This window comes from Pseudomonas sp. CC11G (assembly GCF_056174845.1).
Genome location: NZ_JBWBZC010000012.1, coordinates 137,524 through 150,021 on the forward strand (window position 1 = coordinate 137,524; position 12,498 = coordinate 150,021).

10 protein-coding genes, 4 pseudogenes and 1 riboswitch are annotated in these 12,498 nt (G+C 61.6%); of the genes and pseudogenes, 2 read left to right on the plus strand and 12 right to left on the minus strand.

From position 1 onward, the window contains the following. Positions 1–94: 94 nt before the first annotated feature. From AC0V2S_RS16190 to AC0V2S_RS16210, 5 genes and pseudogenes are all read right to left on the minus strand, one after another. Positions 95–730: an urea amidolyase associated protein UAAP2 gene (locus tag AC0V2S_RS16190; RefSeq protein ID WP_457440057.1), complete on the minus strand. Its 636-nt coding sequence runs from the start codon at positions 728–730 to the stop codon at positions 95–97. A gap of 10 nt (positions 731–740) precedes the next feature. After that, entirely contained in the window at positions 741–1,469 is a 729-nt protein-coding gene (locus AC0V2S_RS16195; RefSeq protein ID WP_475510627.1) for an urea amidolyase associated protein UAAP1, read from the minus strand. A 2-nt stretch (positions 1,470–1,471) separates the two neighbouring features. Then, positions 1,472–2,271: pseudogene (locus AC0V2S_RS16200) on the minus strand (ABC transporter ATP-binding protein). Next, entirely contained in the window at positions 2,268–3,083 is an 816-nt protein-coding gene (locus tag AC0V2S_RS16205) for an ABC transporter permease (RefSeq protein WP_475510628.1), read from the minus strand. Before AC0V2S_RS16205 ends, AC0V2S_RS16200 begins: the two are co-directional and overlap by 4 nt. A 176-nt stretch (positions 3,084–3,259) precedes the next feature. Continuing rightward, positions 3,260–4,321, minus strand: a pseudogene (locus AC0V2S_RS16210) (putative urea ABC transporter substrate-binding protein). A gap of 53 nt (positions 4,322–4,374) precedes the next feature. Next, positions 4,375–4,480: riboswitch (guanidine-I (ykkC/yxkD leader) on the minus strand. A gap of 321 nt (positions 4,481–4,801) precedes the next feature. Between AC0V2S_RS16210 and AC0V2S_RS16215 the strand changes: the two are divergent. Next, positions 4,802–5,242, plus strand: coding sequence for a hypothetical protein (locus tag AC0V2S_RS16215; protein ID WP_475510629.1), 441 nt, complete (start codon positions 4,802–4,804; stop codon positions 5,240–5,242). Between the two features lie 200 nt (positions 5,243–5,442). Here the strand turns inward: AC0V2S_RS16215 and AC0V2S_RS16220 are convergent, their stop codons facing one another. Then, complete coding sequence (locus AC0V2S_RS16220; protein WP_108099367.1) at positions 5,443–5,610, minus strand: con-10 family general stress protein; 168 nt, start codon at positions 5,608–5,610, stop codon at positions 5,443–5,445. 363 nt (positions 5,611–5,973) lie between these two features. On the opposite strand from AC0V2S_RS16220, the gene AC0V2S_RS16225 reads away from it, so the two are divergent. Beyond that, positions 5,974–6,201: a hypothetical protein gene (locus AC0V2S_RS16225; protein WP_475510630.1), complete on the plus strand. Its 228-nt coding sequence runs from the start codon at positions 5,974–5,976 to the stop codon at positions 6,199–6,201. A 51-nt stretch (positions 6,202–6,252) separates the two neighbouring features. Here AC0V2S_RS16225 and AC0V2S_RS16230 read toward each other — a convergent pair whose 3' ends face one another. The 6 genes and pseudogenes from AC0V2S_RS16230 to mmsB form a co-directional block, all read right to left on the minus strand. Continuing rightward, on the minus strand, positions 6,253–6,666 hold the full coding sequence (locus AC0V2S_RS16230; protein WP_475510631.1) for a hypothetical protein: 414 nt from the start codon (positions 6,664–6,666) through the stop codon (positions 6,253–6,255). Between the two features lie 136 nt (positions 6,667–6,802). Next, the gene (locus AC0V2S_RS16235; protein WP_475510632.1) at positions 6,803–7,468 is read right to left on the minus strand and encodes a malate:quinone oxidoreductase; all 666 of its coding nucleotides are present in this window, start codon (positions 7,466–7,468) and stop codon (positions 6,803–6,805) included. Further along, positions 7,411–8,597, minus strand: a pseudogene (locus AC0V2S_RS16240) (FAD-dependent oxidoreductase). Before AC0V2S_RS16240 ends, AC0V2S_RS16235 begins: the two are co-directional and overlap by 58 nt. Then, positions 8,589–10,000 (minus strand): annotated as a pseudogene (locus tag AC0V2S_RS16245) (MDR family MFS transporter); the annotation flags it as partial. The pseudogenes AC0V2S_RS16240 and AC0V2S_RS16245, both read right to left, overlap by 9 nt. 422 nt (positions 10,001–10,422) lie before the next feature. Then, positions 10,423–11,574 (minus strand): acyl-CoA dehydrogenase family protein, encoded by a 1,152-nt coding sequence (locus AC0V2S_RS16250; protein WP_475510633.1) that lies wholly within the window; start codon positions 11,572–11,574, stop codon positions 10,423–10,425. Positions 11,575–11,587: 13 nt separating this feature from the next. Then, positions 11,588–12,481, minus strand: coding sequence for a 3-hydroxyisobutyrate dehydrogenase (gene mmsB / locus AC0V2S_RS16255; protein ID WP_475510634.1), 894 nt, complete (start codon positions 12,479–12,481; stop codon positions 11,588–11,590). Between the last annotated feature and the right edge of the window lie 17 nt (positions 12,482–12,498).

Here is a 12,498-nt window from a genome sequence, read left to right on the forward strand (position 1 = left end):
CCAGCCCCTCTCCCGCAAGCGGGAGAGGGGAGTCCATCCGCGTTCAGGCATTGCCCACTGCGACTCTGGCAAAGCGCAAACAACCACCGCCGAATCAGTCCCATACCAAAAACTCCGCCGGCGTCGGGTTGTAGCCGTTGCAGGGGTTGTTCAGTTGCGGGCAGTTGGAGATCAGAACAATCACGTCCATATGCGCCACCAGCTCGACGTATTTGCCGGCGGCCGAGATGCCGTCTTCAAACGTCAGGCCGCCTTCGGGCGTTACCGGCACGTTCATAAAGAAGTTGATGTTGGCGCTGATGTCGGCCTTGTTCAGACGGCCGTCGTGCAGGCTGGCGCGCAGGAAGTTGTCGCGGCAGCTGTGCATGTAGCGTTTATCCAAGGCGTAACGCACGGTGTTGCTCTCTTGTGCGCACGCGCCGCCCAAGGTGTCGTGCCGCCCGCAGGTGTCGGCGGTGATGGTCAGCAGCGGGTTGCCGAGGTTGGAGTACAAAACGGTGCCGGTGGTGAGGTACACGCGGTTCTGTTTGCGCAGGGTGCGTTGTACGTCGTAGCGCTCGCGTGGGTTGCTGGCGCTGAAGAACAGGGTGTCGACCGCCTGGTTACCTTCCAGGTCGAGCAGGCGCAGGGTTTGCCCGGCCTTTACCTCTTTCAGAAACGGTTCGCCGGCGCCGATGGTGGCGCGAAATACGGCGGCTTCTTCATGGAGAGGGCTGTGGATAAGTGACATGGCGTGGCCCTCAGATGTACTGACGTTCGGTGTTGTGGAAAGCGCGGCCGTTCTCCGGGCGCGAGGTGCGGCACAGCACGCTGATGCCGTCTTCGGCGACCTGGCTCCAGTTCAGCTGCACAGGTTTTGGCGCGTATTCGGGGTTGGGGTCCATCGGGTGTTGCAGAGCGGTGAGCACTACGAGCGTGTCCATTGGCGCGTACAGCTCCACGTAGTCACCGGCCTTGGAATTGCCTGCGGCGAAGTGGAAGCAGCCGTCGCTGTCGACGGTCACCTTGCTGAACAGGTTGAGCACCATCAGCAGGTCTTGCAGGTTGAGGTTCCACTTGCCCATTTCCACCAGCAGGTTGTCCACGCCGTTGCGGAAGAAGCTGTTGCGCAATTCCTGGTAGCGGCCTGCGCCGTATTTTTCCTGCACTTCGGCGGCACTTAGCACGCCGCCAAAACTGTCGTGCCAGCCGCAGGTGTCGGCGGTGATGGCGGCTAGCACGCGGCCCATGTCCGAGTACAGGCAATGGCCGACGGTGAGCTTGGCGGTGTGCTGGCCCTTGAGGCTGTCCGGCAGGTTCAGCCGCTCACTTTTCTCGGCGGCGTTAAGCAGCATCAGGCTGACGTTGGCGCCGCCTTCAAGGTCGGTAATGCGCAGCAACTGGCCACGCTTGAGAACGAACGAGGTGTGGCCGCCGCCGGGTACGGTTTCTTCATACAGGCTGGGGCGCAGGCTCAACGCGCTGGTCATGATCAGGCTCCTTGGTAAACGGTATGGAGGCTGCCGGTGACGTGCGCCGGCAAGGCTTCGACGGCGGCGCGGGTGGCGCGGCGGTCGGGGTTCAGGGAATGTCGTAGGTAATGCGTGCGCCATAGGCGTTGGGGGCGTGCGGGTCGTGGCGGACTTTGTCGAACACCATCAACCGGGTGCCCAACGTGAAGCCTTCGGACAGGTCGTGGGTGACCATAAATACCGTCAGCTTGGTCTCGCGCCACAGCTCCAGCAGCAGTTCGTGCATGTCTTTGCGAATGCCGGGGTCGAGGGCGCCGAAGGCTCGTCGAGCAGCAGCACGCGCGGCTGCATGATCAGCGCCTGGGCAATGGCCAGACGCTGCTGCATACCGCCGGAAAGTTGCGTGGGGTATTTGTCCAGCGAGTGGCCCAGGCCGACCTTTTTCAACAGCGCCGCCGCTTGCTCGCGGGCATCGCGTTTGGCCTGGCCGAACAGGCGCCCGAACAGCGGCGCGCGGGGCAGTTCCAGCCGAGGGCGACGTTGTTGAGTACCGAAAGGTGCGGGAAGACCGAGTAACGCTGAAACACCACGCCACGGCTGGAATCAGGCTCGCCGACGAGCTTTTGCCGCCCAGCAGAATCTCGCCTTTGCTCGGTACTTCCTGGCCCAGCAGCAGGCGCAGAAAGGTGGATTTGCCGCAGCCGGAGGTGCCCACCAAAGTGCAGAACTCACCTTCGGCAACGTTGATATTCAGCCCTTCGAGAACGGTTTGGTCGCCGTATTTCTGCCAAACGTTTTTGACTTCGATGAAGGCGCTCATGCTTTCGCCCCTTCATACCAAGGGAAGGCCAGTTGAGTCAGGCGCTTCAAACCCAGGTCCATCAGCCAGGCCAGCAGGGTGATCCACACCACGTAAGGCAGAATCACGTCCATGGCCATATAGCGGCGCACCAGAAACACCCGGTAGCCCAGGCCGTCGGTGGAGGCGATGGCTTCGGCGGCAATCAGAAACAGCCACGCCGAACCCAGTACCAGGCGCAGGGCAATCAGCAGGCGCGGCAGCAGTTGCGGCAAAATTACCCGCAGAATCAGTGTCCAGGTCGAGGCGCCGAGGGTTTGTGCCTTGATCAGCAATTCCGGCGGAATTTCCCGCGCCCGTTGTTCCAGGTCGCGGGCCAGCACCGGGGTGATGCCGATGACGATCAGCATCACTTTCGACAATTCGCCCAGGCCGAACACGATGAACAGAATCGGCAGAATCGCCAGCGGCGGCACCATCGACAGCACCGTAAGCAGTGGCGACAGCGGTGCGCTGAATAGCGGCAAGGTGCCGGCGGCAATGCCCAGGCACAGGCCGATGAGGGCGGCGATGCCCAGGCCCATGCCGAGGCGTTGCAGGCTGGAGGCGGTGTCTTGCCAAAGCAGATAACCGCCGCTGCGTTTGTCTTCGGTAAAGGCCATGCGTTTGACCGCATCGGTCATTTGCACGGCGCTGGGCAGCAGCTTGTCATTGGGGTTGTCGGCCAACCGCGCGGCGGAGCCGGTGAAGTAGGCAAACAGCAGCAGGGCGAACGGCAGCAGGATTAGCAGCAGTCTTCCGGCACCGTCTGGGTGGCGATTGATCAGGCGCATGGCGGTCTCAAATTCATGGTCGGGTTGTCCCGACATCTCCCGTCATCCCCGCGTAGGCGGGGATCCAGAATTTCGGCATTCAGGTGGGCTTGAGAAAGGGCGAACCCTTCCAGATTCTGGGTTCCCGCCTGCGCGGGAACGACGGAGGTTTTTGTCGCGTTCATCGTCAGTCACGCTTACAAGGTGCCGTCCGCCGCCATCTGCACGTAGCTCGGGTCAAAGCGCAGCTTGATGTTGTCCGAGTCGCCCGTGACCTTGCCTTTGGCGAAGCTCATACCCACGGCGCCGGCGTCTTTCGCGCCTTCGCCGAGCAGGCCATGGGCGAAGGAGAAGTTCGCCACCTTGCTCATGGTTTCCGGCAGTTGCGGGCTGGTGGCGAAGGTCAAGGCGTCTTTGGCGGTGTAGAAGAGTTTGGTGGTCGCCAGCTGGGCTTTGAAACCAGCGAGGTCGGTGCCCGATGCCTTGGCCATATGTTCGAGGGCGGCGGTGGCGCGCGGGCTTTCGGTGGTCATCAATTCCATGATTTCGAACCAGGCTCCAGTCAGCGCTTTGCCCAGGGCGGGGTTGTCTTTCAGGGTGGCGGTGTTGACCACCATCATGTCCATGATCTCGCCGGGAATCTGGCTGAGTTGAACACTTCAGTGGTGTCGGGCAGGGCTTGATTTCGGCCAGCATCGGGTTCCAGGTCACCACCGAATTCACTTCGTGGTGTTTGAAAGCGGCGGCGATATCGGCGTCGGAAGTGTTGCTACGCTCAGGTCTTTTTCGCTGCCGGCGGTTTCCAGGCCGCGCGCCAGCAGGTAGTGCGACACCGAGAGTTCCACCAGGTTGACCGGCTGGCCCTTGAGGTCGGCCAGGGTTTTGCCCTTGCCTTTGAGCACGATGCCGTCGTTGCCGTTGGAGAAGTCGCTGACTACCAGCGCGGTGGAGTCGACGCCGCCGGCGGCCGGAATGGTCAGGGCGTCCATGTTGGTCATGGTGCAGCCGTCGAACTGGCCGGCGGTGTACTGGTTGATCGACTCGACGTAGTCATTGAGCTGCACCACGTCGATGGCGATGTTGTACTTCTTGGCCCACTTGTCGACGATGCCTTCGGCGGCCGCGTATTCCCACGGCATCCAACCGGCGTAGAGAGTCCAGCAGACGCTGAATTTGTCTTTGGTGGCGGCGTGGGCGCTGAAACTGAAGGCGGCAGCAAGGCCGGTGAAAGCGAGGGCTAGAAGACGGGACTTGCGCATAAAAAACCTCCAGTTCGAGAAAAAGCGGGCAGGCGCAACGCGGCTTGGCGTTCGTCTCCCGGGCTTTTGTCCCGCCGTGTAACCTCACTGGAGGTCGATAACTCTCGGACCAGTCACTGAGCGTTTTAAGCGCTAGCCGGAACCCTAGTCATCCATTGCAAATTGTGGTGCCGCGTACCCGGGCCTTGGCTCGGGTGAATCCTGCACACCTGAACTAAAGCGAGAGACGTGCCAAGTTGGCTTCGGCCAGAAGGGCCGGGGGCTAGGGCGAGATAGGTAGAAAGAGGCCGGGCAGGGCGCGCACGAAAATAAAGCGCGCACTGAAAGGGTGCTGCTCTTTGGTGCGCTTATGAAATAACTGGCAATGGAATATGAATGCCCCTACAGCAAGCGGCGTTCTTTTCGTGCTGTCCAAGATTGCGGGAACACCAAAAGAGCGGCATTCGTTGCTCGGTTCCCGTGCGGTCTCAGGAGGCTGCCATGATGCGCTATCGAACCCTGCTGCTTGGTCTGATAGGCCTGTTTTTGGCTGGTTGTGCGGGTTATGACTACGACGACAGTTACGACCGTGGCTACCGCGGCGGTTATGGAAATGTTTACAGCGCGCCGGTGTACGGCAGTGGCTATAGCGTGCAGCAATACCGCGTTTACTCGGCACCGCGCTATTACTCGCCGCCGCCGGTGTATCGCCCGGCGCCGCGCTACTACGTGCCGGCCCCCCAACCGCGCTATTACAGCGCGCCGCGCCGTGCGCCGATGCAGCAAGGCTGGAATCAGCCTGGGCGTGGGCCGGATCGTCAGCACGCCCGTGGCCGCGATGACCATCGCCGTGACGACCACCGTCGGGATGATCATCGCGGCAATGATCACCGTGGGGACAACCGCAGCGGGCATGGGGATTGGCGGCAGAAGAATCGCTAAAGCCGACGCGCATACACTGACTTGAGACTCTGGATTCCCGCCTTCGCGGGAATGACGGAGTCTCTACTACAACCACCGTCGTCCCCGCGTAGGCGGGGACCCAGAATTTCGAGCCTGACCATCAGACAAACAAAAGCCCGCTCTCGCGGGCTTTTGCTGGATTCAACTCCCGGTTGAATCAAGGCTCATGCAACAAACCGTCAGCCTCTGGCGCCATGGCTGGCTTGACCGCCTTTGCGGCCCGCTTCCGAGGCTTTCTGTGGATCATTGGCGAAGTTACCGCCGCTGTTGTGTCCACCCTTGCGCCCAGCTTCCGAGGCCCTCGCTCGATCGTTGGCGAAATTACCGGGGTTTTTGTTGGTAGGCATTTTGGTTTCTCCTCTTGCTATGAGTAGTAGCAAAACCCTAATGGGCCTTACACGAACTCTGAAGGCCCTCACCGCATATCGTTCGCTTAAATTAAGTCATTGGCGACAAACGGTTTTTTGATATTAAAGTGCAACTTCGGGGCAAACTTCCGATTATGCCGCTGCGCTTGCGCGAATGAATTTAAGCAACTAAGACGCATAAATCCGCTGCACTGAAATGACCGCTCATCCTTTGTACGGAACTGCCTTTACAGCGTTTCGCTCGGATACTTCACAGCCCGTAGCACTAGGCGTGCGGGCGGCAGTGACATTCAGGGATAAATGCAGCATGGGCGACTACCACATCAACCGTGTGCCAGAGGGTTGGCAACTGATCAAACGCGGCGCCACGCGCCCCTCCAAACGGCGACAACAAAAGGTCGCCTGATTCAGGAAACCGAGCGGTTTTTACGCGGCAAAGATGCGGTGCTGATCATTCATAACGAAGATGGCACCACGGTGGAAAAGACCTACCAGGCCGGCAAGCTGGTGCCGCCCAAATGGGCCAAGTGGCAGGAAGCGGAGTCCGCAAACGATAAGGAAGAGGGGTAGGGCGAATACCGTTGAAGACGATATTCGCCATGCCGATAGAGCGGTGGAGCGTTACGCCGGCTGTTCTTCGTCGCGAATCAGCACGCACAGACGGCCGCTTTCATCTTCCACGGCGTCGTACACGTAATACATCACCACTTCACCCAAACCGGGCAGGGCGGCTACGTAGTCGCCGATCTCTGCGCTGAAGTGCGCTTTGCCGCCGGGCTTGGCTTCGCTTTCGATATAGGCGTTGAAAAACAGGCCTGGGTCGGCGTCGCCAAAGAAGTCGTCACGGGCTTCTGCATCCCATTCGGCCGGGGCATTGAATTGGCCGGCGAACAGCACCTTGCCATCGCCGAGGTCTTCTTCTTCGGCTTCCGGGTCGGTTTCATCAAGGCGGTACACGGTGCAGCTCAGCGCGTCGGCGTGGCCGAGAATAAAGGCGCGGGCGGCCATACGCTTGTCGGTATCCATTACAGACATGGGTGTCTCCAGTTGTGGCGGCGTTGTGCCTGCGAGCGCGCAGTGTGCCGCTCAACCCCCGGGCTCGCAAGCGTGGACACCGGGGGTATTGAGACAAAGCGCCGAGCCAATTGGCCGGCGCCTTCTGGGGCGGGGTTTACAGCGCGTCGACCATCGGATCGCTATCGGGCTGCACCTGCACGAAAGGCAAGTTCAGCCGCGCGCTGCTCCAGGCGCGGGTGCTGTTGGTCAGCTCGAGGTTGTTGTTCAGTTTCTGACCATAGGAAGGAATGATCTCCTTCAGCTTGGCCTGCCACTCGGGGGTCTTGACCTTGTCTTTGAAGGTCTTTTCCAACACCGAAAGCATGATCGGCGCCGCCGTGGAAGCGCCAGGCGAAGCACCCAGCAAGGCCGCAATGCTGCCGTCGGCGGAGCTCACCACTTCGGTACCGAACTGCAGAATGCCGCCCAGCTCGGGGTCTTTCTTGATGATCTGCACACGTTGGCCAGCGTGGACCAACTGCCAGTCGGCATCCTTGGCCTCGGGGAAGTACTCGCGCAAAGCGGCCATGCGGTCGTCCTGGCTGAGCATCAATTGGCCGACCAGGTAAGTGGTGAGCGAGGTGTTATCCAGACCGGCGTTGGCCATCGGCATCAGGTTGTGCCAAGTCAGGGCGCCGAACATATCCCACAAGGAGCCATTGATAAGGAACTTGGTGGAGAAGGTGGCGAACGGGCCGAACAGCAGCGCCTTCTGGCCGTCGATTACGCGAGTCCAGGTGCGGCACCGACATTGGCGGCGAGCCCACTGAGGCTTTGCCATACACCCTTGGCCTGATGCAGCGCGACGATTTTCGGGTTCTTGGTCACCAGGAACTCGCCACCCACCGGGAAGCCAGCGTAGCCGTCAGCCTCGGAATGGCGGATTTCTGCAACAGCTTCAAGGCGCCGCCGCCGGCCCCGATAAACACGAACTTGGCGTTGACGCTGTGCAGCGCTTCGCCGTTGCCGAGGTCAGCGACCACCACGTTCCAGGTGCCGTCGTCATTGCGCACGATATCGCGCACTTCGTGTTGCAGGTGCAGCGCCACGCCCGGGCGAGTGGTGAGCGAGCCGAACAGCTGGCGGGTGATTTCGCCGAAGTTCACGTCGGTGCCGATGGGCATGCGAGTGGCGGCGATTTCTGGTCGGCGGCGCGGCCGTCCATCACCAGGGGAATCCACTGTTTGATTTGCGCCGGGTCTTCGGAGAACTCCATGCCGCGTAACAGCGAGCTGTGCTGCAGCGCCGCGTGGCGTTTTTGCAGGTAGCTGACGTTTTCATCGCCCCACACAAGCTCATGTGCGGCACGTTGTTGATAAACGAGGTGGGGTTGTTCAGCACCTTGTGTTCAACCTGGTAGGCCCAGAACTGCTTGGAGATTTCGAACGACTCGTTGATCGCCACCGCCTTGCTGATGTCAATGCTGCCATCGGCGATTTGCGGGGTGTAGTTCAGTTCGCAGAATGCCGAGTGACCGGTGCCGGCATTGTTCCAGGGGTTGGAGCTTTCCTCGGCGACCTGGCCATGCGTTCGTAGATATCGATGCTCCAGCCCGGCTCCAGCTCATTGAGGTAGGTGCCCAGGCTGGCACTCATGATGCCGCCGCCAATCAGCAGCACATCTACGGTTTTTGTCGGTTCAGGGGTTTTCGAGCACCCGGTGAACACCAGGCAGACGAGGGTTAACAACAGCTTTTTCATCAGTTCAACCATTTCCAGTTTGCTATCCATAAGGCGTAGAGCAAGACCGGGGCCAGGTGCGGCAAGGCGCCGCAGGGCGCGGGTTGTAGCATTTTGGGGTGAGGTGCCGGTGGCGGGATCTGGCCAGATCCCCCACTGCAAGGCGAGATCTCGCCGTTTATTCCGCGGCGGGTGCGGTTGGCAGGCGATGGCGCAGGCGTTGTCGGCCATAAACAGCGCGATCAATAGCGGGATGGCGGCAATGGCGGCGTCCAGCAACAGCAGTTCGCGGAACGCCATGCCCAGTTGCTCGCTGCTCACGTTACTCAGGCTGGTGCTGATGTGCTCGGGATCGACACCCGGCAGCAGTTGCCAGAGCAGGCTCGACAACAGCGTGACCCCCAGCGCACCGCCCAGGCCGCGGAACATCCCGCACGCGGCCGTCACCACGCCCAGATGGCTGACTGGCGCGGCGCTTTGCACCGCTACCATCGAGGTGGGGACTGCAAGCCCAACGCCACGCCGCAGCACACCAACAGCGGCAAGCTGAGCGCATCCAGGCTCGGCGGCAAAAACGCCAACGCCACCAGCGCCACCGGCAGCAACAAATTGCCGGTGAGAATGAGCGGTTTGTAGCGGCCCAGCTTGGAGCTCATGCGCCCGCCAATAAAGGCGCCCAGCGGCGCGCCGATGGCAATCGCCATCAATTGGCTGGCTCCCGTGCCGGCGCCGCCTTGGGCGTGGGCATGCAGTGGGAACAACACGGCCAGCGCCACGGCCTGGAAGTTGGCAAAAAACAGCAGGCACCAGCCGGCGCGAACCGGGCCGATGCGGAACAGCTCCATGGGAATCACCGGCTCGTTGGCTCGGCGTTCCTGCAGCACAAACAGCAGCAGCCCCAATACGGCAATGCCCAGGCCCACGGCGTTTTCCAGGCTGGCCCACTGGCGCTCCTGGCCCAGACGCGTAATCAGCAGCAACAGGCTGCCCAGGCCGATCAGCAACAGCAGGCCGCCGAGGTAATCGAGTTGGGACTTGCGCCGTTTTTCGACCAGGCCGGCCAGGCGCCGCTGGCTTAACCAGATGGCCAGCAAGCCAATCGGCAGGTTGATCCAGAACACCCAGCGCCATGACAGCTGGCTGCTGAGCAGGCCGCCCAGCGGCGGGCCGATCAGGCTGGCCAGGGCGAACATGCCGCTGAACCAGGCCTGGTACTTGCCACGTTCGGCCGGGGCAATCAGGTCGCCGATCAGCGCCTGGGTGGTGGCCACCAGGCCGCCGGCGCCAATGCCTTGCAATGCGCGGGCGCCCACCAACTGCAACATGTCCTGGGCCAGGGCGCAGAGCACCGAGGCGAACACAAACAGACTGATGGAAATCAGCAGCAGCCGGCGGCGGCCGTAGAGGTCGCCGAGTTTGCCGAAGAACGGCGTGGAGATGGTCATGGCCAACATATAGGCCGACACCACCCAGGCGAGTATTTCGCTGCCGGATAATTGCCGGGCGATTTCCGGCAGGGCGACGGCGACGATGGTCTGGTCCAGTGCCGAGAGAAAAATACCGAGCAACAAGCCCACGATAATCTGACGAAGCTGGGTGGGACTTAGCGGAATAGGGGAGGAAGCAGCAGTCACGACGGGCCCTTAACGGCTGGCGGGAAGTGAGGGTAAGACCTGGCAATGGTGTGCGAGTTTGCCCAAGCGCGCTGGGTCTGAACAGTGGGGTTTTAATGTGTGGCGGTTTTGCTTGTGGGCAATGGCCTGCAAGCACGGCGGATTGCGGGAATTATGGAATCGTCCTACGTGCCGCGAGGGCGCTTCCGATTTCAGCCCCGCCCGCATGCAGCGTTTAATTCCCGGGCGATGTACAACGCATTTCTGAACGATCAACCGAAACCGAGTAGGCGATACGTGTAAGCAAAGTGGCAGCATCGTTACCGCAGTCGTAGATAAAGTTGTGTGACCACGTAGTTGTTGCCTCAACGGTTGCAACATCCTTTTGAAGCTTTTGTTGTTCAGCCAAGCCGCTCGCAATGAGCGGCTTTTTTTTGCCCGGTTTACAGCGCGTAATGCGCGAGCTCGCGGGCAATCAGCAGGCGCTGAATTTCACTGGAGCCTTCGTAGATCTGCGTAATGCGCGCATCGCGGTAGTAGCGCTCCACCGGGTAGTCCTCCAGATAGCCATAGCCGCCATGAATCTGGATGGCGTCGGAACACACGCGCTCGGCCATCTCCGAAGCAAACAACTTGGCTTGCGAGGCTTCCGATAAGCACGGGTGGCCAGCGGTTTTCAGTCGCGCGGCATGCAGGATGAGCAAGCGGCTGGCGTTGAGCTGGGTGTGCATGTCGGCGAGCTTATTGGCGATGCTCTGGTGTTCGATGATGGGCTGGCCGAACTGCACCCGTTCCCTGGCATACACCAGCGCCGCTTCGAAGGCTGCACGGGCGATGCCCAGCGCCTGCGCGGCAATGCCGATGCGCCCGCCTTCCAGGTTGGACAAGGCAATGGCCAAACCCTTGCCGCGCAGCCCAAGCAGATTGGCTTCAGGAATAACGCAGTTGTTGAGGGTGACGGCGCAGGTATCCGAGGCCTTGATGCCCATCTTCTTTTCGCTGCGGTCGACCACAAAGCCGGGGTTGTCGGTGGGCACCAGAAACGCCGACAAGCCTTTCTTGCCCAGCTCCGGGTCGGTGACGGCAAACACGATGGCGAGCTTGGCGCGTTTGCCGTTGCTGACAAACTGTTTGGCACCATGGAGCACCCAATTGCCGTCTTTCAGCTCCGCGCGGGTGCGCAGGTTGTTGGCCTCGGAGCCGGCATGCGGCTCGGTCAGGCAAAAACAACCGATGGCCTCGCCGCTGGCCAGCGCCGGCAACCACTGCTGCTTTTGCGCCTCGCTGCCGTAGTTGAGCACCGGGCCGCAGCCCACTGAGTTATGCACGCTCATCAAGGTGCCAGTGGCGGCGTCGGCGGCGGCCACTTCTTCCACGGCCAGGGCGTAGGCCACGTAGTCGGTGTAGGAGCCGCCCCAGCTATCGGGCACCACCATACCGAGCAGGCCCAGTTCGCCCATCTTGCTCACCACGGCATCGTCGATCCAGCCGGCAGCCGCCCAGGCCTGGGCGTGGGGGGCGATTTCGCTGCGGGCAAAGTTGCGGGCCATGTCGCGGATCATGCGTTGTTCTTCGCTTAGTTCCAGGTCGTGCATGGGGTCTCTCTTCTTATTCGGGGGTGCCGGTGTAGAGCCGGATGATGGCGGAAAAATCCAGCTCGCCATGCCCTTGGGCACTGAAGCTTTGGTACAGCTGCTGCGCCAACGCGCCGAGCAATACCGGTTGCTGCGCCTGTTTGGCCGCTTCAGTGGCCAGGCCCAGGTCCTTGAGCATCAGGTCGGTGCCAAAGCCGCCGCTGTAGCCGCGCGCCGCCGGGGCGCTGTCCAGCACGCCGGGAAAGGGGTTGTAGGTGTCCGAACTCCAGCAGCGGCCGCTGGAGGTGTTGATCACGCCGGCCAGCACCTTGGCGTCCATACCCAGGGCCACGCCGAGGTTCATGGCCTCGGCCACGCCGATCATGGAAATGCCCAGCAGCATATTGTTCGCCACCTTGGCCACCTGGCCGTTACCGGCGGCGCCGCAGTGCACGATGTTTTTGCCCATGTTCGCCAGCAGCGGCTGCGCGTGGGCAAAGTCGGCCACGCTGCCGCCGACCATAAACGTCAGGGTGCCGGCCGCCGCGCCGCCGGTGCCGCCGGATACCGGCGCATCGAGCATCGGGTTGCCTTGCTTGGCCGCTGCGGCAGCCACTTCGCGGGCGGTCATGGGGTCGATGGTGGAGCTGTCGATGAGGCGCACGCCGGGGGCCACATGGGCGAGCAAGCCGTCTTCGCCCAGGTACACCGCTTTTACATGGCGGGCGGCGGGCAGCATGGTGATGATCAGCTCGACATTGCTGCGCGCGATGTCGGCAGGGGAGGACAGGGCGTGGGCGCCCGCGTCGGTAAGGCGCTGTACGGAGGCGGGCACCAAGTCAAAGACCTCAAGCGTATGGCCAGCCTTGAGCAGATTCAGGGCCATGGGGCCGCCCATATTGCCCAGGCCGATAAAACCGATATTCATGAAGCGTCCCTCTTCTT

What these genes read in the sequence shown, in the direction of transcription:
- AC0V2S_RS16215 (WP_475510629.1), top strand. Translation starts at nt 4,802, where the DNA reads ATGATGCGCTATCGAACCCTGCTGCTTGGTCTGATAGGCCTGTTTTTG.
- AC0V2S_RS16230 (WP_475510631.1), bottom strand. Translation starts at nt 6,666, where the DNA reads ATGTCTGTAATGGATACCGACAAGCGTATGGCCGCCCGCGCCTTTATT.
- AC0V2S_RS16205 (WP_475510628.1), bottom strand. Translation starts at nt 3,083, where the DNA reads ATGCGCCTGATCAATCGCCACCCAGACGGTGCCGGAAGACTGCTGCTA.
- AC0V2S_RS16195 (WP_475510627.1), bottom strand. Translation starts at nt 1,469, where the DNA reads ATGACCAGCGCGTTGAGCCTGCGCCCCAGCCTGTATGAAGAAACCGTA.
- AC0V2S_RS16235 (WP_475510632.1), bottom strand. Translation starts at nt 7,468, where the DNA reads ATGGCAAAGCCTCAGTGGGCTCGCCGCCAATGTCGGTGCCGCACCTGG.
- mmsB (WP_475510634.1), bottom strand. Translation starts at nt 12,481, where the DNA reads ATGAATATCGGTTTTATCGGCCTGGGCAATATGGGCGGCCCCATGGCC.
- AC0V2S_RS16220 (WP_108099367.1), bottom strand. Translation starts at nt 5,610, where the DNA reads ATGCCTACCAACAAAAACCCCGGTAATTTCGCCAACGATCGAGCGAGG.
- AC0V2S_RS16190 (WP_457440057.1), bottom strand. Translation starts at nt 730, where the DNA reads ATGTCACTTATCCACAGCCCTCTCCATGAAGAAGCCGCCGTATTTCGC.
- AC0V2S_RS16250 (WP_475510633.1), bottom strand. Translation starts at nt 11,574, where the DNA reads ATGCACGACCTGGAACTAAGCGAAGAACAACGCATGATCCGCGACATG.